The sequence below is a fragment of the Chengkuizengella marina genome, assembly GCF_009910845.1.
Taxonomy (GTDB): Bacteria; Bacillota; Bacilli; order Paenibacillales; family KCTC-33759; genus Chengkuizengella; species Chengkuizengella marina.
Map to the genome: position 1 here is coordinate 108,810 of NZ_SIJB01000030.1, position 22,276 is coordinate 131,085.

The following is a 22,276-nucleotide window of genomic DNA, read 5'->3' on the forward strand; positions in this document are numbered from 1 at the left end:
CTCGGATATAAGGGGGGCTACCAACTGTTAAAATGATGTATAACTCTTTTGAGATATAAATCTGTTTTAATTTAGTTTCATAAAAATCTAATAAGGTTTAAGTAATCTTTATATCTATGTCTTCCATTTACTTGACTTTCCTTTTTTTTTGATTGACAATTTAATGAATAACCTAATTTAATATGAACCATATATAAAGGAGAGAATACGATGTCTTTAACAGTTTATGAATACTCAAGATGTGGCACTTGTCGAAAAGCAATCAAATGGTTTAAAGAAAAAAATATAGATATTAAATTAATACCGATTGTGGAAGAACCTCCTTCTGCATCAGAAATTTCAGAACTTATACAAAAAAGTGGTTTAGATATTAAAAAGTTCTTTAATACATCAGGTCAAGTTTATAAAGAAATGAAATTGAAAGATAAACTTCCATCTATGATTGAAGAAGAAAAGATTAAATTGTTAGCTTCTAATGGAAAATTACTAAAAAGACCAATCGTTACAGATGGTGATAAAGTAACAGTAGGATTTAAAGAAGAAACGTTTCAAGAGGTATGGAATAATTAATCCCTATTAAAGGATTTACTTTATTTAGAGGCAGGTGTTGAGCTTTTGGAGGTTCAAAATCAGAATGGAAGCAACAAAGAAAACAAACGAAATCCAATGTGGTTGCTGGGTGCAGTTGGAGTCTTTTTGTTAGGTGCTGGGAAAAATATTTTTTTAGTTTTAAAATCAGTGAAATTTGCAGGTCCTTTAATCTCAATGTTCATTTCAATAGGTGCTTATGCACTTATTTTTCCACTCGAATTTGCGATTGGACTTGTCATCATGTTATTGATTCATGAGTTAGGTCATGTCGCAGCAGCTAAACAAAAGGGATTACCTGTATCTGCCCCTTTATTTATACCTTTTTTAGGAGCATTGATTGCAATGAAAAGAAATCCAAGAGATGCAGTAACAGAAGCTTACATTGCTATTGGCGGTCCTATTTTAGGAACAGCAGGAGCTTTTGTAGTGTATTTATTAGGCTCTAATATGGATGGGGAGTGGGGACAACTCCTTTTAGTCATTGCTTACGTAGGATTTTTATTAAACTTGGTCAACTTATTGCCAATTCATCCTTTGGACGGTGGAAGAATTGCTACAGCGGTAACTAGATGGTTATGGTTAGCTGGATTAATCGGTGGTTTAGTTGTCATCATCTTCTTTTTACAAAGTCCTTTATTCTTTATCATATGGGCTTTATTTGCTTGGGAGTTATTTCAAAAGTACGTGAAAAGAAAAGGGAAAGGCAGAAATGCAGAGGTTGGTGCTAAAATTGATGTTCCGGTAGAATTACTATTAGATAAAGGGTTTATTATTCCAGAGGGTACTGAGAGGTTGAACCATTTATTATCCATCCTCCAACAAGAAATTGCCTTCCGTACATTCTCTACATTAGATGGACAACAAAAAGTGTCCATATTGTGGAATGAGATTGGCTTGAATCAGTCTATAGATCTTCCATCCCAAGGGATCATTAAAAAAGTGGAAGTAAGTCAAATCGAAAATGTACAAAAGGAATCAGGCAGGATTATAAGAATCCATTGTTTGATCCAATCTGAGCAATACGAACCTGATGATTATTATAATGTACCTTTGGATACTAGGTGGAGATTCGGTTTAGCTTATGGAGTTTTAGCTATATTTTTAGGTTATATGATGTATGTGACATCTATACAGGGTGGGCATATTTAAGAAAAACACAAAAGTGAGGTTTGATCGAATGAAAATATCTGGCTCTGATCGATTAAATAATTTGGGTTCGGCTATTTTTACTGAACTCGCTGAATGGAAAGAACAAGTTATAAAATCAGGGATAGATGTAATCGATTTAGGAATTGGAAGTCCCGATCTTCCTCCCTCTGCTAAAGTGATTCAGACACTTCATGAAGCCATTGATAATTCAAATCTTTACGGGTATCCCATGTCAGAAGGGAACTTAGACTTAAGGGTAACAGTCTCGAAGTGGTATCAATATCGATTTAATGTAGTGTTGGATGCACATACAGAAGTACTTACATTAATGGGATCTCAGGATGGTTTGGCACATCTAGCAATGGCAATTTGTAATCCAGGGGATATTGTCTTAGTCCCCGACCCAGGATATCCAATATACAGTGCTAGTTTAGAACTTGCAGGGGTCAAACCTTACTTTGTTCCTCTTCAGGAGGAACATGACTTCTTACCTCAGTTAGAGAAAATACCAGATTCAATTTTAAAACAAGCTAAGTTTATGATACTGAACTATCCTAGTAATCCTTTAGCAGCAGTAACGGATCTAGCCTTTTTTGAGAGATGGGTAAATTGGGCAAAAGAGCATGAAATACTCGTTGTCCACGATTTAGCTTATTCAGAAATGGCCTTTGATGGATTTAAACCACCAAGTGTACTTGAAGTCAAAGGAGCTAAAGAGATCGCTGTTGAATTTCATTCCATGTCTAAAGCATTTAATATGGCTGGTTGTAGAATTGGGTTTTTAGTAGGTCATTCTGACGTGGTAAGTGCATTAAAGATAATAAAATCGAATATTGACTACGGTGTATTTATACCTGTTCAAAAAGCGGCTATTGCAGCATTAGAAGAAGATATGAACAATAATGAGTCAGTTGCTATTCATTATGAAAAACGTAGAAACTTGATGGTTAATGGTCTTGCTGACATTGGTTGGCATATTAAAAAGCCAAAAGCGTCAATGTTTATATGGGCTAAAATTCCTAAAGGCTGGACTTCTCGGCAATTTGCCAATGAATTACTTTTTTCTGAAGGGGTGGTAGTCATCCCAGGAGATGCTTTCGGAAGCCAAGGGGAAGGCTACGTTAGAATAGCGCTAGTGCATAACGAAGAAGTGTTATTAGAAGCAGTTGAGAGAATGGGTAGATTTTTTGATAAGAGATAGTGTAAGTGGAAAGAAAGGACTTTATTCATTTTTATAAAAAACGTTGAATTTATTCCATACATCTTCTAATGCATTTAATTTGTGATCAAAATCATCTTTTTTTTCTTTTCCAGTAAAGATAATTAAAGCATTAATTAAACTTAATGGTGCAACAAATGAATCGATAAATGTTGGCATTTGACTTGTTGCTGTTAATGAAACGTCTGCATGTTGAATTAGTGGTGACATAAGGTTATCTGTTAATGCGATTGTTATTGCACCTTTTTCTTTTGCATAAGAAAAAATATCAACAGTGTTTTTAGTGTAACGTGTATAACTAATACCTATCACTAAGTCGTCACTTTGCAAATCATATAATAGGTCTGTATTTTCTTTAACAGATTCAATTATTTCAACATGATCTAGCATCATTTTCAAATAATAATGCATAAATAATCCTAATGCTACTGCACTTCGATTTGCTACGATATACACTTTTTTTGCTTTTAATAAATATTCAACTGCTTGATGAAAGCTATTGGTATCTAAATTTTCCATGGTTAATTGAATATTCCCCATATCCTCCTTAAAGATTTGAGAAATTCCTTGATCATTCTCACCGTACACCTGGTTAGACAGCTTAAGTCTCTCAGCTGTTGATAGTTGTTGTTGCACTGACGTTTGAATATGACGTTGAAATTCAGGATAGCCTGAAAAACCTAGAAAAGTTGCAAATCGAACAATCGTTGCATCACTGACCTCCACCAATTTTGCCAATTCCCCTACGTTATGAAAAGGTACATGATTTGGATTTTTCAAAATGTACTGCGCAATTTTTAATTGTGATCTGCTCATTGATGACATTTTCTCTGAGATGACTTTATACACATTAATATCCATGTTAAACCTCTTTCTATTATTACTAGAAAGTAACCATTTTCTTCAGTTTACCTTAATATGTTGCTGTTTGCATCTACAAAATGAAAGCAGGGCTTCACTCTTTGATTAGATAGAAACCCTACTCATGATACAGGACACGTATGTTTCTATGATTCCCTTAAATCAAGAATAATTTGAATTGCCCTTTTATGCGCTTCTACAGTGCGAGTAATGTCTTCCTCTGTATGAGCGATTGACATGGAGTAACGGTTTAGTGGTTTTGTATAAATTCCAAGTTTCAGTAATTCATAATCTAGCTTTTTTCTTAAGGTGGTATCGGCTTTGTTCATATCTCGATAGTTTTTAATGTTGTTTTGTGTAAGAATGATATTAAAAATGCTGCCTTCTCCAATTGTTTGCATAGGTATATTGTATTGTTGATATACATCCTCGAGTTGATGTCTTAGTAATTGTGTATTAGAGAATAATGACTCCATAGTACCTTCACTCTCAAGCACCTCGATTGTAGCAAGTCCTGACGCAAGGATTGTTGGATGACCGTTGTATGTTCCGCTGTGAAACAAAGCATCCTGTTTGTTTTTATTTTCAGCACCAGCCGTTAAAATATCTCTCCCTCCATCAGGGGCACTGATGAGCATAATTTCTTTTTTTCCACCGATTGCACCGACAGGGAACCCACCTCCAAGTACTTTTCCAAGAGCCGTAATATCAGGTTTAATGTCGTAATTTTTTTGTGCACCACCAAGAGATAACCTAAATCCCGTTTTGACTTCATCAAAGATGAGAAGGATGCCAAGTTCTTCAGTTAAACCTCTGAGCCCAGTTATAAATTCTTGATCTGCAGGAATAAACCCGCCTTGAATAGGTTCCATTATAATTGAAGAAATTTCATGCGCTCTAGCTCTCAAAATCTTCTCTGTTGCTATTAAATCATTAAATGGAAGTATGACCGTATTTTCCACATAATAATCAGGTATTCCACGAGACTCAGGCACCGTATTTGGAATTTTCTCATTGCCTGCTTGATCTTCCTCGGGATTAACACTCAACAATACTTGATCGAATCCACCATGGTAGTGCCCTTCAAATTTAGCTAGCTTCGATTTACCTGTATAAGCCATTGCCATTCTGATCGCAAGCAAAGTAGCTTCTAGGCCGGAATTTGTATATCTGACCATTTCAATTCCTGGATAAAGTGAAATTAATTTTTCAGCCATTACTGATTCTAAACGATGAGGTGTTCCAAAAATTGTCGTACCAGCTTCCTTCATTTGTTTCATCACTGATTCAAACACATATGGATGACCATGACCTAGAATTAAAGCACCATAACATAAGAGATAATCGATATACTCATTTTTGTCTACATCATAAAGCTTACTTCCCTTTCCTCTTTCCATGATAATAGGGTGGGGTGCAATATACTTGATATTCGCTGTAACACCACCTGGAATTCCTTTTTTCGCTTGTTCAAATAATTGTGCAGATTGCTTTGTATTCTCTGATAATAAATCCAATTTTGTTGTTTTCAACAGTAAGACCTCCACTTCTTTATTTTAAATATTTATTTCACAAATATTATATTATGAAATTTTTATTTCATAAAGTGTTTTTTTTTAAAACTCTAAGAAATAAAACTATGCAAACAATACCACAAAAAGTCAATAAATTTGTTTCTATAGAAACTTATCCCCAATAATGAAAAATTCCCCCTTACAAAATGTAGAAATATTAAAGAAAATAAGAATATATCCTTGTATTCCCTTAAATAAAAAAATGAAATTCTATCCCTCTTATTTTCTATTATTATTCATCTTCATATTGATTTTTAAATTTCAATCTTTTACAGTAGCCATCCAACTATCCAAATATTTTACTCTGACTTTTTATTGTTACTAGATTTATGGTATTAAGTATGTTTTGGTTACGAGATACAAGGGTGAATATTATTGTTTGGAGGTGGTGAAAGAGATTGAAATGTCTAATTAAGGAGGGATTTAACCATGATTTTGATAGGGAAATCACATAAAAAAACAATCATTATTATATTTATTTTGCCATTGATAGTAACATCTTTTCAATTTTTAACTTCTAATTATGGAAAAGCTGAAGCTTCTACTGCTTCAAATAAAGTGATTGTGGGTTATTGGCATAACTTTGACAACGGTTCAACGAATATCCATTTGCGTAATATATCACCAAAGTATGATGTAATTCAAGTAGCTTTTGCAGAACCTATTGGAGGTCCAAGTACTGGAAATATGGGATTTACACCATATAATGCTACAGATAGTGAATTTATATCTGACATTGATGATTTGCAAGCTCAAGGTAAAAAAGTATTGATATCGGTAGGCGGAGCTAACGGAACAACGGATTTATCAACGGAACAAGCTAAACTAACTTTTGTTAGTACGATGAAAAATATTATTGATAAATATGGATTTGATGGAATGGATATTGATTTAGAAGGCAGTTCTTTATCAATTGGTGCTGGAGACACCGATTTTAAAAATCCAACTTCTACTAAAATCGTTAATTTGATAGAAGCCATAAATGAGATTTTGGATCACTATGGTCCAGATTTCATGTTAACCATGGCGCCAGAAACTGCATATGTACAGGGAGGATATAGTGTTTATGGAGGTCCGTGGGGTGCATACTTACCAGTCATACATGCTTTGCGTGATAAACTTACTTATTTACATGTACAGCATTATAATACGGGTTCAATGATTGCACTTGACGGTTTGTCTTATTCGCAAGGTACTGCTGACTTTCATGTGGCTATGGCAGAATTGTTACTACAAGGTTTTCCTGTAGCAAACAATCAGAATCATTTTTTTGAACCCTTGCGATCGGATCAGGTAATCATTGGATTACCAGCTTCTCCGCAAGCGGCTGGAGGTGGTTATACATCACCTGTTATCGTTCAACAAGCACTTGATTATTTGATAAAAGGAAAGTCATTTGGAGGGAATTATGTGTTACGTAATCCATCTGGATACCCTGGTTTTAAAGGATTGATGACATGGTCTATCAATTGGGATGCTTTTAATCATTTCGAGTTTTCTAACAGTCATCGAGCATATTTGGATAGTCTTACAGGACAGATAGATACTCAAGCACCAACTGTACCAAGTAACCTACGAGTAACAGGAAAAACAACAAGTAGTATAAGTTTGGCTTGGGATGCTTCAACAGATAATGTAGGAGTAACGGGATACATTGTAACCTATGGAAATACTTCAATCAATGTAGGTAGTTTAAATGCAACGATTAGCGGTCTTACACCAAATACATCTTACACTTTTACAGTAAAAGCGAAAGATGCAGCAGGTAATGTCTCGGGAGCAAGTAATGCAGTTACAGAAACAACGGAGCAGTCTAACGATACTACTCCGCCAACAGCACCTACAAATCTACAAGTCACTTCAAAAACTTCTACAAGTGTTGATTTAAGCTGGTCAGCTTCCACAGATGATGAAGGGGTTACAGGCTATACTGTTTCATATCACTTAGACTCTGTAGAAGTAACAGGAACAACCGTAAGTATTAACGGATTAACAGCAGATACAACGTATACTTTCACTGTCATAGCAAAGGATGCAGCTGGAAACATATCAGATGAAGCTTCCATTCAGGTAACAACGGATGGACCAAACAGTTGTCCTTATCCAGCTTGGGATGAGAATACAGAATATGTTGGTGGTGTGAGAGTAACCTACAACGGGAAGGTCTACGAGTCTAAATGGTGGACAGCAGGAGAATTTCCTGATCAAAGTGGAGAATGGGGCGTGTGGAAATATATTAGTACCTGTGATGGTGGCGGAGGTGAAATAGATCATGAAGCACCAAGCATTCCAAGTAATCTCCAAGTTACAGGAAAAAGTTCAAATAGTGTAAGTTTAGCTTGGGATGCTTCTACAGATAATGTGGGTGTAACAGGATACATGATCACATATGATATAGGCAGTGTAGAGGTAACAAATACAACAACAACCATCAATGGATTAAGTGCTGAAACAACGTATACTTTTACAGTGACAGCAAAGGATGCAGCGGGCAATGAATCAGATGGGGTATCCATTCAAGCGACTACAGATGAAGGTGATCCATCGGGTGTTGAGCCTTGGGAAGCTGGAGTTAGTTACAGTATAAATGATGAGGTCACCTATAATGGAAGCATTTATTATTGTATACAAGCTCATACTTCACAAATAGGTTGGGAACCGCCTAATGTACCTGCTTTATGGGGATTAAAGTAAATACTTCTAGCATTTTTACTAGCAATTCTTTCTATTTATTAACGTGGTAGGTAGTTTAATTTTTACTATATATTTGGCTTGTTAAAGCATTTATTCTATTAGATTAAAACAATACTAGAGTTAAAAAGATATTGATTGATTTTTAATACGAGGAGGAACAAATATGATTTTAAAAAGAAAGTCTATTAAAAAATCATTTATTTTGCTATTCATTATTACACTATTATTTTCTCTGTTTCAATTTCATGTTTTTAATATAGAAAAGGTAGAAGCTAATTCTGATTATAAAATTGTTGGTTATTATCCTTCCTGGGGTGCCTATGGGCGTAATTATCAAGTTTGGGACATGGATGTCTCAAAGGTGACACATATTAACTATGCTTTTGCTGATATTTGCTGGGACGGAAGACATGGCAATCCTGATCCCACAGGTCCTAATCCTACTACATGGACTTGTCAGGATGAAAATGGAACGATAGATGTACCGAACGGTTCAATTGTGTTAGGGGACCCATGGATTGATGTTCAAAAAAGTAATCCTGGGGATACTTGGGATGAACCGATTAAAGGGAACATCAAACAGTTAAATCTATTAAAAGAACAACATCCTCATTTGAAAACGATGATTTCTGTCGGCGGATGGACTTGGTCTAATCGTTTTTCTGATGCTGCAGCTAGTCAAATCACTCGAGAGAATTTTGCTAATTCGGCAGTAGATTTTCTAAGAAAGTATCAATTTGATGGTGTTGATTTAGATTGGGAATATCCGGTTAGTGGTGGTTTACCAGGGAATAGTACTCGTTCAGAGGATAAACAAAACTATACATTATTATTACAAGAAGTACGTGAAAAACTAGATATTGCAGGAGCTGAAGATGGCAAATATTATTCTCTCACTATCGCTTCAGGAGCAGGACCAACTTATGCTCAGAATACAGAGCTTGATAAAATAGCAAATGTTGTAGATTGGATTAATATCATGACTTATGACTTTAATGGAGGATGGCAAACGATTAGTGCCCATAACTCACCATTGTATTTTGACCCAGCAGCAGCCAGTTCAAATGTGCCAAACGCTGCTGAATTTAATATTGAGGCAGGTGTTCAAGGTCATATAAATGCTGGAGTACCCTCACAAAAAATCGTAATAGGAACGCCATTTTATGGGCGAGGCTGGAGTAGTTGTTTATCAGACAATAACGGAGAATATCAAAACTGTTCTTCTGCAAATGATGGAACTTGGGAGAATGGGGTTTGGGACTATACTGATTTAGAAGACAACTATATCAATAAAAATGGTTATGTACGTTATTGGAATGATGTAGCTAAAGTACCTTTTTTATATAACGCTTCCAATGGTAACTTTATTACTTATGATGATGTGAAATCTTTCGGTTATAAAACAGATTTTATAAAATCAAATGGACTAGGTGGAGCCATGTTCTGGGAGTTTAGTGGGGATCGGAACAAGGTCTTATTAAATAAGTTAACAAGTGATTTAGATAGTGGTGGGGTGCCTGATAACGAAGCACCAACTGTACCAAGTAACCTACGAGTAACAGGAAAAACATCAAGTAGTATAAGTTTGGCTTGGGATGCTTCAACAGATAATGTAGGAGTAACAGGATACATTATAACCTATGGTAATACTTCAATAAATGTAGGTAGTTTAAATGCAACCATTGGTGGTCTTGCTCCAAATACATCCTACACTTTTACGGTAAAAGCGAAAGATGCAGCAGGTAATGTCTCGGGAGCAAGTAATGCAGTAACGGAATCAACGGATCAATCTAATGATACTACGCCGCCAAGCGCTCCTGCAAATTTACAAGTCACTGCAAAAACTGCTTCAAGTGTTGATTTAAGTTGGTCAGCTTCCACAGATGATGAAGGGGTGACAGGCTATATTGTTTCATATGATTTAGGTACTGTAGAAGTGACAGAACCTACTGTAAGTATTAGTGGATTAACAGCAGATACAACGTATACTTTTACAGTGACAGCAAAAGATGGAGCGGGGAATATATCAGATGAAAGTTCAATACAGGTAACAACGGATGCACCAAACAGTTGTCCTTATCCAGCTTGGGATGAGAATACAGAATATGTTGGTGGTGTGAGAGTAACCTACAACGGGAAGGTCTACGAGTCTAAATGGTGGACAGTGGGAGAATTTCCTGATCAAAGTGGAGAATGGGGAGTATGGAAATATATTAGTACCTGTGATGGTGACGGAGGTGAAATAGATCATGAAGCACCAAGTATTCCAAGCAATCTCCAAGTTACAGAAAAAAGTTCAAATAGTGTAAGTTTAGGATGGGATGCTTCAACAGATAATGTGGGTGTAACAGGATATACAATCACATATGATTTAGGCAGTGTAGAAGTAACAAATACTACGACAACTATCAATGGATTAAGTGCTGAAACAACGTACACTTTTACAGTCACGGCAAAGGATGGAGCAGGAAATGAGTCAGAAGGGGCGTCCATTCAAGCCACAACAGATGCAGATGATCCATCGAGTGCTGATCCATGGGAAACAGGGGTTAGTTACAGTGTAAATGATGAGGTCACTTATAATGGGAACACCTATTATTGTATACAAGCTCATACTTCACAAATAGGTTGGGAACCGCCAAATGTACCTGCATTATGGGGGTTAAAATAATAACATAATTATCAATCAAAAATAGAGATTCCAAAAAAATAGCTAAAGCACCTTCAAAAATCACTTCTGTGGTGGAAATTGGGGTGCTTTTATTTTACTTTTCGAGGAGTTACTTGTTCAATTTTCCAAAAGGAAATCCCTTTTTATTGTAGAATTAGTTTATAATTAAATCTATCATCAGCTTAAAGGAGATAAAAATGACAGGAAATAATCACATAGAAGATCAAGAAAATTCTATTTTAATCATTGATAGCTTTGCATTATTATTTAGAGGTTTTTACGCTACTGCAGTCACTGGAAACTATATGAGAAACTCTCAAGGTCTTTATACAAATGGTTTATATCAGTTTACTAGATATATGCTAGATGCCATTGAGAGATTTAAACCTACCCATGTAATTTGTGCTTTTGATATGGGAGAAAAAACGTTCCGCAACGACATGTATTCAGATTATAAAGCAAACCGAGGAGCTCCACCAGAAGAACTCGTTCCACAATTTGGTAAGCTGTGGGAATTAGTAGAAGCATTTGAAATCCCTTGTATGGGGAAGGTTGGTTATGAAGCAGATGACATGATCGGATCTATTGCTAAATACTATTCGAATCAAGGGATAGAGATAAATGTTTTAACAGGGGATAAAGATACTTTACAATTAATCAATGAAAAAACGAATGTTACACTTATGAAAAAAGGATTCGGTAATTACTTAACAATTGGTATGGATAATTTTAAGGAAGAAACAGGTGTAACCTATCCATATCAAATTATTGAAATGAAAGGATTAATGGGGGATGCGTCAGATAATATTCCTGGATGTCCTAAAGTAGGTCCCAAAACTGCAATCAAATTAATTGATGAGTTTGAAAATATAAATCAATTGTTTGAAAACATAGATCAAGTTAAAGGTAAGTTACAAGAAAGATTGTTAGAAAATAAGGAATTAATTTATTTATCAAGGGAATTAGCAACGATTCATACAGATGTTACATTCCAATGCCATTTAGATGACTGTACTTATGTGATTAATCAAGAGAAACTTATTCATAAATTAAAAGAATTTGAGTTTAAATCTTTAATAAGAAAGTTTGCAGTCTAAATATTATTGATTTTATTAATTTATACCCACAAAAGTATTCGGACTATGCATCATCAAATTTTGTTCACTTTTGTGGGTTATTCGTCATGAGTAGCATGTCCAGGTGGATCTTGTCGAGGAAGCCCCTCATGCAACTCCCGGTTTTCATAAGTGAATCGGTTAGGAGGTCGTTGGTCTTCTCTCCAAGGAGAGCTTTTTCCTAAAGATTCACTTAATAAATCCATACCATAAGCCCCTTCTGGAAATTCTTCAGCTGTTAAATCATTGCGCTGAGATTCTACTGTTTTTAGATCTGTAAATTTACTTTTTCTTTCTTTTTGAAATGGTTTATTATTCATGAAAAAACCTCCCAGGAAAGATGTGATCGTATTGTCACATTATTTTTCCCTTGGAGGTTTGTTCTATTCGTAATATTCACCTTGGAAATAAAAAATATATAGATTTAACTCCCATCTAACTTATATACATTAGATTGGATTATAGGTCAGAAAAATTAACAACACCTACGACAAGGTCTAAAAAGGCACGCAGCTCTATTCCTTCTTCTTCATTTAATTGATATACATGCTCTAAATAACCTTCTTCCTCTAAATCATCAGGACCAAGAATTGCGGTTTTACCTGATTGTAAATCGGCAACTAATTTTTTACCGTAAAATCTTCCTGTTGTTGTAATAGCTAAGTCATATCGCTTTAAGCTTTGCTCCCCAACAAATGTAACAAAGCGTGTTGATGTTTCTTCAGTGCTATCTGATAGAAAATCAAATGAAATATCAGACATGTGATCACCTCTTTTACTGTATATATGTTCTTTTATATTACAACATATTATACAAATACTAAAGGTTTAAGTATCATCAATACAAAAATGAATAATATTAGTGTTGTACTAATATAAAAAAGTAAGTTTACTTGACTTCGCATTAATATGATTTCAAATGGCAATTTGATTTCATTATTATTATTTGGATCAAACAACCATGAAGCTATTTTTTTCTGCCTCGGCGCTATGAAACCCAATAAAATGACTTGAGCAATAAGATATAAAACTAAGGAACCAACTAACCATAGTTGAAAAAAAGTACCATAATCGTTTAAAAGTATAATTAAGAGTCCAGTTAAAACCGCAGTTAAACCGCCTATTTTTGGAAATAACAACAGTTTTTTTGCTATTTTCATGGAAAAACGAAGTTCCTGTACAGATTGCTCTTTCCTTAATAATATATGGATGAAAAAGATAGGACCCACCCCAATTACAGCGGATAACACATGTATTAATATTAAAAAACTCATTTTTCACCTCCACACATGATTTGTTTTATGATTATGTAGTTGATATGATCACATGTTTTAAGTTAATTTAATCGTAAAGAAAAACAGTATTTATTTCAATATAAAATAACGTAGTTGTGAAATTACAAAAGAAAAATAATATTTAAGTCCTATTGATTACATTAGGGAAAATGATGTATCATTCAAAAAAAAGATGAAAAACATGAGGAAGCACCTCTTTTACAAACTTTGTAGAAGGGGTGTTTTTTAGTTATATTGCCAGTTAGGGAAGGAAGTATAAAAATGAAAGAAAATTTAGTTTACATGAATACGTTGAAAAAGGAATCAGACGACAAAAATGAAAGTAATGTTGTTCAAGTTCATTTATTTGAACTCGAGTCATTTTGGCAAATGAAGGTCATAAATGAAAATGTGGAAACTGTGAAAGACTTAACGATTGAAGAAAAAAGTTTAGAAGTTATTTTAGTACAATTAAGATTAAAATTTAAACAGTATATAAGGGAGGGTTATCTCCCGTTGTATGCTGACCATTTTAATCATTCTAAGTCACTCTCTTCAAAAAATAAAAGGACTCAACTGCTGTATTTTTATAGTGAACAAATGGGAAATCATGAATTGTTTGAGCAATTGCGTGGATGGAGGAGGCAAGAGTCTGATAAATTAGAAAAGCCTCCTTATATTATTGCATCTAATCGAGTGTTAAAAATGTTAAGTACGTTTATTCCAAAAACAAAAGAAGAGCTATTGCAAATTCCTGGACTTGCAACAGCTAAAGTTGATCAATTCGGTGATTCAATTTTAAATATAACGAATCAATTTGAACGTGTAACTAAATTTCCTCTTATGTGGGTTGAAGAGCAAATAAATGTTCCGCAATTTGATGATTGGTTTTATAAAAAACAAATGATGAAGTAAAACATGTTTAAAAATAAGACATAAATAAGGTGGCTAAACCGAAATAAACGGTTAATGAAAAAATATCATTTAATGTTGTAATTAGTGGTCCTGAAGCGATAGCTGGGTCTACTTTAAACTGATATAGAATTAATGGAATAATGGTCCCTGCTAATGTACCTATAATCAGTGTTAAAAATAGTGAGGAACCAATAACGAAACTAAGCATTAAATTTCCCTGCCAAAAAAAGGAGATCAATGAAATGAGCATTCCACAAACCGTTCCAATGATAAGTCCAACACCAATTTCTCTAAACAATAATTTGAAAAATGATGTTTTATCCAAGTGTTGAGTAGTTAGCCCACGAACAGCAATAGCTAAAGATTGAGTACCTGTGTTTCCTGTCATACCAGCAATCATAGGCATGAAAAAGGTTAATGCAACTACTTTTTCTAAAGTTCCTTCAAAATTTGAGATTACACTGCCTGATAATAACCCTAAAAATAATAGTAGAACTAACCATGGTAAACGACGCATAGAGGCAGTGATAGTACTTGTATTAAAATCAATGGATTTACCACTGGCAGATAATTTATGAATATCTTCATTTGCTTCTGTTATCATAACATCAATAACATCATCAACAGTAATGATACCAGAGAGTCTTTGTTCTTCATCCACAACAGGAACAGCGATAAAGTCATATCTTTCAATAATTGTAGCCACATGTTCTTGATCCATAGTTACAGGTACAGAGATGACTCGGTTATACATAATATCCTTAATTGAATCTTCAATATCTGCCAATAGTAAATCCCTGTAAGATACTACACCAACTAATTTTTTATCTTCATCTAGTACATATAGATAGTAAATATTTTCTGCAATTTGGGCAAATGATTTTATTTTATCTATGGCTTCACGTACAGTATAATAGCTGCGTATCCATACATATCGGTTTGTCATGATTCCACCTGCAGTTTCAGGCGGATATTGCATTAGATCTTGAACCGTTTTGGATTCTTCTTTTTGCATGGAAGACAAAAATTCTTCCATTTTTTCTTCTGACAGCTCATTTAATAAATCAGCAAGGTCGTCATTTTCCATTAGATCCATAACCTTAGATGATCTTTCTATCCCCAAAGCTTGTAATATTTCTAATTGTAGTTCGCTTTCCAATTCTTGTATTAAAATAGCTAAATGTTTGGAGGATAAACACAAAATAAACTTTATTCTATGTTTATCTGGTAAAGCTTTGTAAAGTTCAGCAATATCATATGGCTGTAGTTCATCAAATAAATTTTGAACTTCCTCTTTTTTATAATCTTTAATATATTTAATGACTGTTAACAGAACATTTTCAATTTGTGAATGTTTCATTTATGTTATTCACCTAAATTCGTCAATATAATTGTAAATTGCCCCATAATGAACAATAGCATAATCAAAATTTTAAATAAATAAAATTTAACACATTTTAATTTATTATATTTATTTTTTTTCTTCTTGACTCAAATACTTTTTTCAATTAAAGTAATAATAATTAAATAATCGTGAAACTCTTATCAAGAGCAGGTGGAGGGACTGGCCCGATGAAACCCGGCAACCGGCATTTTTTAAAATAATTTTGCACGGTGCTAATTCTTGCAGAAGTGTACCTTCTGAGAGATGAGAGAGGATATCATTGTATAATGATATAAAAAACCTTTCTCAGTAAGCAGTGAGAAAGGTTTTTTTCTAACTACTCTGATGAGTTTTATGATTGATACATTCAAACTAAAGGAGTGAAGTTAAGATGCCCGTTAAGATTCCAGATCATCTACCAGCCAAAGAAATATTAAATAATGAGAATATATTCGTAATGGATGAATCTAGAGCCTTCCATCAGGATATTCGTCCATTAAAGGTGATCATGTTAAATTTGATGCCTACTAAAGAAACGACAGAAACACAAATCTTGCGCTTATTAAGCAATACCCCTTTACAAGTAGAGTTTACACTGATTCATCCTAAAACACATGCAAGTAAAAACACATCACAAAAACATTTAAAACAATTTTATAAAACGTTTGAAGAAGTTAGGCATCTGCGTTTTGATGGAATGATTATTACTGGGGCACCTGTTGAAACTTTAAACTTTGAAGATGTGAATTATTGGGAAGAATTAAAGGATATTATGGAATGGTCTAAAGTAAATGTTACCTCAACATTGCATATATGTTGGGCTTCACAAGCAGGTCTATACCATCACTTTGACGTTCCTAAGTATTTATTAGATGAAAAAATATTTGGAGTATTCCAACATCAAACGAATGTAAAAAACGTGAAATTATTTAGAGGTTTTGATGAAGTATTTAATGCCCCTCAGTCAAGACATACAGAAATACGTAGAGAAGATATTGAAAAACATGAAAATCTGGAAATCTTATCCGAATCAGAAGAGGCAGGGGTATACATTGTCGGAACAAAAGATGGAAAGCAAATTTTTGTTACAGGTCACGCTGAGTACGACTCAGAGACTTTAAAATGGGAATACGATAGAGACATAAATAAAGGCATGGAATGTGCTATTCCTAGAAATTATTTTCCAAAAGATGACCCTACTAATAAGCCTTATAATACTTGGAGAGCGCATGGAAGTTTGCTGTTTTCCAATTGGTTGAACTATTATGTATATCAAGAAACCACATATGACTGGGTTATTTAAAGGAGGATATAGTTATGAGAATAGAAAGTCGCTTAGCTCAAATAGGTTCACAAGCTGACCCTAAAACTGGTGCAGTTAATTATCCGATCTATCATTCCACTGCTTTCAGACATCCAAAACTAGGGGAAAGTACTGGGTTTGATTATGCTAGAACCAAAAGTCCTACACGTGCCATATTAGAAGATGCCATAGCAGATCTAGAAAATGGAGATGCTGGATTTGCATGCAGTTCAGGAATGGCTGCTTTACAGACGATATTTGCTTTATTTTCACAAGGAGATCATTTGATTGTTTCATTAGATCTTTATGGTGGAACGTATAGATTATTGGAGAAAACTATGTCTCGATTCGGAGTAACCTCTAGTTATGTTAATACAAATAATATTGAAGAAATGGAAAAGCTTATCACTTCAAATACAAAAGCGATTTTAATTGAAACACCTACTAATCCATTAATGATGGTAACTGATATTGAGAAAGTTAGCACATGGGCAAAATCAAAAAATCTGCTTACGATCGTAGATAACACACTGCTTTCCCCATATTTTCAAAGACCGATTGAATTAGGGGCAGACATTATTATTCATAGTGCATCCAAATATCTAGGAGGACATAACGATGTGATTGCAGGTTTAATTGTCACTATAGGAGAGGAATTATCAGAAAAGATGTTTGAACTGCATAATTCTATTGGTGCGGTATTAGGACCTCAGGATTGTTGGTTATTAATGAGAGGGATGAAGACGTTAGCACTTCGAATGGAACGACATCAAGAAAATGCAACGAAAATAGCTGAGTATTTACTTGAACATCCAATGGTGGAAGAAGTTTTTTATCCGGCCTTGCCATCACACCCTAGTCATGAAGTGCAAAATCGACAATCTTCAGGAAACACGGGTATTTTTTCTTTTAAAATGAAAGATGCAAGAACGATTGAGCCCATTTTACGTCATATTCAAATTATTGCATTTGCAGAGAGTTTGGGTGGAGTCGAATCTCTGATGACTTATCCTTCCGTACAGACACATGCTGATATTCCAAAAGAGATACGTGAAAAAATAGGAGTAGATGATCGTTTATTACGTTATTCAGTAGGTATAGAACATGTTGAGGATTTGATTACAGATCTATCTCAGGCTTTTGAAAAGGCAAAAGTAGAGGTTGAAGGAGAATAAGCACTTCATAATTAATTGTTTTAAAAAAGGTAAAATAAACTAGTCCCAAACCAAAGATAATGATGGCACTAGTTTATTTTTGTTTTGCCTTTCTTTTTGCTTTACTCTGTCACAAGCTCTTTTTTCATTCCTTGTTCCTTCTTTTCTCTTCCGATTATCGCGGATTTCTTTTTATCTCGTTTAATACGTCCGTTTCCTACAGAAAGAGCAACAAATATACCTAAAGCGATAATACTTAATCCTGTTAAAAATACAAAGGAGAATGATTGTGACCATGCAGTTTTAATAGCAAGAACAACGCCATGTAATGTTTCTTCTGGAATCGGCAACATCTCTTTAAGTTCATCAGGTGTTGTAATTAATATGTTGAATAAATCATCGGGTTCATTACCTATCGCACTTAACGTAGAGGCCACAGCTGGATCACTTTGTTCACTTGTTACATTGGATATTTTATCAGTTAATGTATTATTCATGACCACATTAAAGATTGTAACCCCGATGGTACCTCCAATGGATCTAAAAAATGTAGATGCAGATGTCACAGCGCCTAACTTTTCTTTTGGAAATGCATTTTGTACAGCGATCATCAATGTAGGCATCACTAACCCCATTCCAAATCCCATAACAGTCATAAATCCATAGGCTGTCCACATTGTTGACTCCAGACCCATCGTGCTCATAAGGAAAAATCCTATGCTTGTAATGATCATGCCTACGGTAAGGTTTGTTCTATATTTAATTCGCAGCAACAACCTACCTCCTATTACGCTCGCAACAATTAAAGATATCATCATGGGTGTCATTGTAGATCCTGCTTCTGTTGGTGAAACTCCTAAGATAGCTTGCATAAACATCGGAACAAACATAATCGCTCCAAACATACCTAAACCTAGTAGAAATCCTAGCCCGTTGGTTGCAGCAAAAACTCTGTTTTTAAACAAACTTAGATCCAGAATCGGTTCAGCTGTTATACGTTCGATGAAGATAAAAATAATCATTAATAGTATAGAAATACCAAAAATAAGATAACTAGTTAAGGATAACCAAGCAAATTTGTCTCCCCCGAACGTTAAACCGAGTAATAATATAGTCAGTGCAGGAATTAATGTCATAATCCCAAAAAAATCAATATTTAAATCTTTCCGTTTTATAAAACCAAACAAAGTAAAGATAAAGAGGGGAATACCAAATATCAAATAACTTTCTAAAGAATTCCATTCAAAGGCATCTCCACCAAGTATTAAACCAATCAATAATAGGATACCAGCGATAATCAGTGAAATTTTACTCATATATCCAATGGTAACTTTTTTTGTGTTTTGTACAATTTCATTTTTCATACCTATAAAAATTAAAGCAGCAGATAAGAGTCCAAAAGGAACATTAATTAAAAAGATCCAGTGCCAGCTAATTGTATCTACAAAAAAGCCTCCAACTAACGGACCGATAACTGAGCTCAGACCAAAGATGGCTCCAAATACTCCCTGCCATTTTGCACGCTGTTCAGCTGTGAAAATATCTCCCACAATGGTTTGTGATAATGGCATGATCATACCGCCGCCGATACCTTGAATACCGCGGAAAATGATTAACTGTTCCATTGTAGTTGCAGTTGCACACAATGCAGATCCTACAATGAAAATGACCATTCCAGTTAAGTATAAGTATCTTCTTCCAAATAAATCAGATATTTTCCCAACAATAGGAATTACAGCAGTAGATGTAATTAAGTATGCTGTAGTTACCCATGCAAAAATTTCAAAACCATTTAACTCACCAATAATGGTCGGCATAGCTGTACCAACTACGGTCTGTTCAAGTGCACTGAAAAACATACCGATCATTAAACCTAAAAGAACGATTCTTGTATTTATTTGTTTTTGTTGTAACATCCTTAGTCTTCCCCTTCAGAGCTATTTGTATTGACTAGATAGTCATTGTATAATAAAAACAGTCAGTCAATTATTTTATGACCATGTAGACATATTATATAAAAAAGATAGTGACAGGTCAATTGGAAAGAAATATAATGAAATGAAATTATTTTTAGATTGAGGGTTGTTTTTTATGAGCGATAAACGGAAGAACATTATGGAATCTGCGATGAAATTAATTTCTCAAAAAGGGTACCACGCAACATCTATGAAAGAGATTGCTGATGATCTTGGTATGGCCAAAGGGTCTATATACAATTACTTTGATTCAAAAGAGAATTTGATGATCTCCCTATTGAGATATTATTTTGATCCCATGTATGAAAAAGTAGAAATGGTTAGAGAAAACGAAGATGATTTATCACCAAAAGAAATTTTTACTAGGCAATTGATGGTACAGATGGAACAACAGTCTAAATATAAAGAATTTATAAAAATGATCATGAGAGAACAGGTTTCTCAAATTAATGAGGAAATAAAGCAGTTTATGTTCAAAATCAGGGCTCAAACCATCAACTGGGTTACAAGACACATTATTGAGATTTATGGGGAAGAAGTAAAACAATATGCTTATGATTGTGCAACCATATTAATAGGCATGATGAGAGAATTTATGTTTTATGTCATTATTGATAAAAAGAAAATTGAAATAGAACGTTTACCAGGTTTATTAATTTCTGTATTAGATCAAGTGGTAGATCATTTTAAAAAATCTCAAAACGAACCTTTTCTGACAGAAGATTTATTGGAAAATTTCATAAATATAGAAGAAGAAATTAGAAAAGCTACAGTTAAAAAAATTAAGAAAATAATAGTTGAGACAGAGAATCTATTAATGAGTTTAAATTTAGATAAAAATGTAAAGAAAAAAATTAACGATTCTTTGTCAGCCATGGATGAAGAATTGGAGCAAGAAAACCCACGAATTATCATTTTAGAAGGACTCATGTTGGTTTTAGAAAATACAGGAGTTTCTAAACTTGACGATTATATTAAGGAGTTAAACTCAAAGTTAGAATCTTTAACTTAAAGTTTCCATTATATCCAAAAGGTTCATTCTTCAAAATAATGACGCTCCTATTTTTTTGTGATAATATTTTGATAGATAAGGAGTGATCGTTATGAGTCAAATAGATCAAATTTTAAATAAAGCATTATCAGGTGAAAGGTTAACATTAGAAGACGGTGTTGTTTTATTTGAATCTGATGAGATTGAAAAAATCGGTCAAGCTGCGAATAAAAAAATGCTTCAATTTCACCCTGATCCCATCACTACATTTGTGATCGGTAGAAATATAAATTACACTAATTTTTGTGACGTTTATTGTAAATTTTGTGCCTTTTATAGACCGCCCGGTCATGAAGAAGGATATGTACTTCCTAATGAAGTCATATTTCAGAAAATCCAAGAAACCTTAGATGTAGGTGGTACAGAAATTTTAATGCAAGGTGGTGTAAATCCTGACCTTCCTTTTGAATATTATTTAAATTTACTGAAAGAAATAAAACAAAGATTTGATATTCATATGCATTCATTGTCAACCGTTGAAATTCGTAAGATGAAAGAAATGTCAGGTTTACCTTATGAAGAAGTGTTGAAGCAATTACATGAAGCAGGATTGGATTCTCTTCCTGGTGCTGGAGCAGAAATGCTCATTGATCGTATTCGTAATAAAGTCAGCCGTTTAAAAGGATCATGGAGAGAATGGATGGACATTCATCAAGCAGCACATAAAGTGGGGATGAATACAACGGCAACTATGGTTATTGGCTTTGGTGAAACTTTTGAAGAACGAGTGCTGCACATGTTGAGAGTTAGAGAGGCTCAGGATGAATGCATCCATAATAAGTGGAATTCAGCTGGATTTTTAGCTTACATTACATGGACTTTTCAACCTGAAAATACGAATTATAAACAAGAAAAAGCTACCCCTGAAGATTACTTAAAAACATTAGCAATCAGCCGATTAATGATTGATAATATACCTAATTTTCAAGCTTCTTGGGTGACATTAGGAGCAGAAATAGGAAAGAAATCATTAGAGTATGGATGTAATGATTTTGGAAGTACGATGATGGAAGAAAATGTGGTATCTGCAGCTGGTACAACGCATAAGGTGAATATTGAAACCATTTTAAGATTAATTCGAGAGGCTGGAAAAATACCTGCGCAAAGAAATACAGCTTATGAAACTTTAAAAGTATTTAATGAAGGGTCAAGTATAGACAAAGATTTCATTATGCAAAACTAATACAAAATATGAATGAAACAGTCCAATTGAACTGCATCCCAATTGTTAGAACAATCTAACAATTGGAGGTGCGGTTTTTTATGTTCATACTTTTGTCCAGTTAATAATCCCATTCTTTTCTTCGTATATCTACCTCATTAGAAACATATACTTTAGATGGCA

General features: G+C 34.1%; 18 protein-coding genes and 1 riboswitch. Of the genes, 11 read left to right on the forward strand and 7 right to left on the reverse strand.

The window, feature by feature from the left end:
• Positions 1-210 precede the first annotated feature (210 nt).
• Genes ERL59_RS15150 through ERL59_RS15160 form a run of 3 tightly spaced genes read left to right on the forward strand, consistent with a single transcriptional unit; the run spans position 211 to position 2,941 of the window.
• Complete coding sequence (locus tag ERL59_RS15150; RefSeq protein WP_160647071.1) at positions 211-570, forward strand: arsenate reductase family protein; 360 nt, start codon at positions 211-213, stop codon at positions 568-570.
• 45 nt (positions 571-615) lie between these two features.
• Entirely contained in the window at positions 616-1,740 is a 1,125-nt protein-coding gene (locus tag ERL59_RS15155; RefSeq protein ID WP_235929914.1) for a site-2 protease family protein, read from the forward strand.
• 28 nt (positions 1,741-1,768) lie between these two features.
• Positions 1,769-2,941, forward strand: coding sequence for an aminotransferase class I/II-fold pyridoxal phosphate-dependent enzyme (locus ERL59_RS15160; protein WP_160647072.1), 1,173 nt, complete (start codon positions 1,769-1,771; stop codon positions 2,939-2,941).
• Positions 2,942-2,962: 21 nt separating this feature from the next.
• On the opposite strand, the gene ERL59_RS15165 is transcribed toward ERL59_RS15160, so the two are convergent.
• Entirely contained in the window at positions 2,963-3,820 is an 858-nt protein-coding gene (locus ERL59_RS15165) for a MurR/RpiR family transcriptional regulator (RefSeq protein ID WP_160647073.1), read from the reverse strand.
• Positions 3,821-3,966: 146 nt separating this feature from the next.
• Positions 3,967-5,355 carry an aspartate aminotransferase family protein gene (locus ERL59_RS15170; protein ID WP_407925723.1) on the reverse strand — a complete coding sequence of 463 codons (1,389 nt, stop codon included), beginning with the start codon at positions 5,353-5,355 and terminating at the stop codon, positions 3,967-3,969.
• Between the two features lie 468 nt (positions 5,356-5,823).
• On the opposite strand from ERL59_RS15170, the gene ERL59_RS21135 reads away from it, so the two are divergent.
• The 3 genes from ERL59_RS21135 to ERL59_RS15185 all read left to right on the forward strand — a co-directional run bounded on the left by ERL59_RS21135 (position 5,824) and on the right by ERL59_RS15185 (position 11,856).
• Complete coding sequence (locus tag ERL59_RS21135) at positions 5,824-8,088, forward strand: fibronectin type III domain-containing protein (protein WP_235929915.1); 2,265 nt, start codon at positions 5,824-5,826, stop codon at positions 8,086-8,088.
• 163 nt (positions 8,089-8,251) lie between these two features.
• The gene (locus ERL59_RS15180) at positions 8,252-10,759 is read left to right on the forward strand and encodes a glycosyl hydrolase family 18 protein (RefSeq protein WP_160647075.1); all 2,508 of its coding nucleotides are present in this window, start codon (positions 8,252-8,254) and stop codon (positions 10,757-10,759) included.
• Between the two features lie 197 nt (positions 10,760-10,956).
• Positions 10,957-11,856 carry a 5'-3' exonuclease gene (locus ERL59_RS15185; RefSeq protein ID WP_160647076.1) on the forward strand — a complete coding sequence of 300 codons (900 nt, stop codon included), beginning with the start codon at positions 10,957-10,959 and terminating at the stop codon, positions 11,854-11,856.
• A 77-nt stretch (positions 11,857-11,933) separates the two neighbouring features.
• Here ERL59_RS15185 and ERL59_RS15190 read toward each other — a convergent pair whose 3' ends face one another.
• The 3 genes from ERL59_RS15190 to ERL59_RS15200 form a co-directional block, all read right to left on the reverse strand.
• Positions 11,934-12,194 carry a hypothetical protein gene (locus ERL59_RS15190; RefSeq protein WP_160647077.1) on the reverse strand — a complete coding sequence of 87 codons (261 nt, stop codon included), beginning with the start codon at positions 12,192-12,194 and terminating at the stop codon, positions 11,934-11,936.
• Between the two features lie 139 nt (positions 12,195-12,333).
• The gene (locus ERL59_RS15195; protein ID WP_160647078.1) at positions 12,334-12,636 is read right to left on the reverse strand and encodes a DUF3055 domain-containing protein; all 303 of its coding nucleotides are present in this window, start codon (positions 12,634-12,636) and stop codon (positions 12,334-12,336) included.
• Positions 12,637-12,683: 47 nt separating this feature from the next.
• Positions 12,684-13,148: a DUF2269 family protein gene (locus tag ERL59_RS15200; RefSeq protein WP_160647079.1), complete on the reverse strand. Its 465-nt coding sequence runs from the start codon at positions 13,146-13,148 to the stop codon at positions 12,684-12,686.
• Between the two features lie 282 nt (positions 13,149-13,430).
• Between ERL59_RS15200 and ERL59_RS15205 the strand changes: the two genes are divergently transcribed.
• On the forward strand, positions 13,431-14,063 hold the full coding sequence (locus ERL59_RS15205; RefSeq protein WP_160647080.1) for an HRDC domain-containing protein: 633 nt from the start codon (positions 13,431-13,433) through the stop codon (positions 14,061-14,063).
• 7 nt (positions 14,064-14,070) lie between these two features.
• Here ERL59_RS15205 and mgtE read toward each other — a convergent pair whose 3' ends face one another.
• A complete protein-coding gene (gene mgtE, locus ERL59_RS15210) occupies positions 14,071-15,423 on the reverse strand; it encodes a magnesium transporter (RefSeq protein ID WP_160647081.1) in 1,353 nt (450 codons plus the stop codon).
• 179 nt (positions 15,424-15,602) lie between these two features.
• Positions 15,603-15,718, forward strand: a riboswitch (SAM riboswitch).
• Positions 15,719-15,838: 120 nt separating this feature from the next.
• Here mgtE and metA point away from each other — a divergent pair.
• Together metA and ERL59_RS15220 are read left to right on the forward strand one after the other, a co-directional pair.
• Positions 15,839-16,750 carry a homoserine O-acetyltransferase MetA gene (gene metA, locus ERL59_RS15215; RefSeq protein ID WP_160647082.1) on the forward strand — a complete coding sequence of 304 codons (912 nt, stop codon included), beginning with the start codon at positions 15,839-15,841 and terminating at the stop codon, positions 16,748-16,750.
• A gap of 14 nt (positions 16,751-16,764) precedes the next feature.
• Positions 16,765-17,925: an aminotransferase class I/II-fold pyridoxal phosphate-dependent enzyme gene (locus ERL59_RS15220; protein WP_160647083.1), complete on the forward strand. Its 1,161-nt coding sequence runs from the start codon at positions 16,765-16,767 to the stop codon at positions 17,923-17,925.
• A 101-nt stretch (positions 17,926-18,026) separates the two neighbouring features.
• On the opposite strand, the gene ERL59_RS15225 is transcribed toward ERL59_RS15220, so the two are convergent.
• A complete protein-coding gene (locus ERL59_RS15225; protein ID WP_160647084.1) occupies positions 18,027-19,820 on the reverse strand; it encodes an MDR family MFS transporter in 1,794 nt (597 codons plus the stop codon).
• A 175-nt stretch (positions 19,821-19,995) separates the two neighbouring features.
• Between ERL59_RS15225 and ERL59_RS15230 the strand changes: the two genes are divergently transcribed.
• The gene (locus tag ERL59_RS15230; RefSeq protein ID WP_160647085.1) at positions 19,996-20,892 is read left to right on the forward strand and encodes a TetR/AcrR family transcriptional regulator; all 897 of its coding nucleotides are present in this window, start codon (positions 19,996-19,998) and stop codon (positions 20,890-20,892) included.
• Positions 20,893-20,983: 91 nt separating this feature from the next.
• Positions 20,984-22,114 (forward strand): cyclic dehypoxanthinyl futalosine synthase, encoded by a 1,131-nt coding sequence (gene mqnC / locus ERL59_RS15235; protein ID WP_160647086.1) that lies wholly within the window; start codon positions 20,984-20,986, stop codon positions 22,112-22,114.
• Positions 22,115-22,276 lie beyond the last annotated feature (162 nt).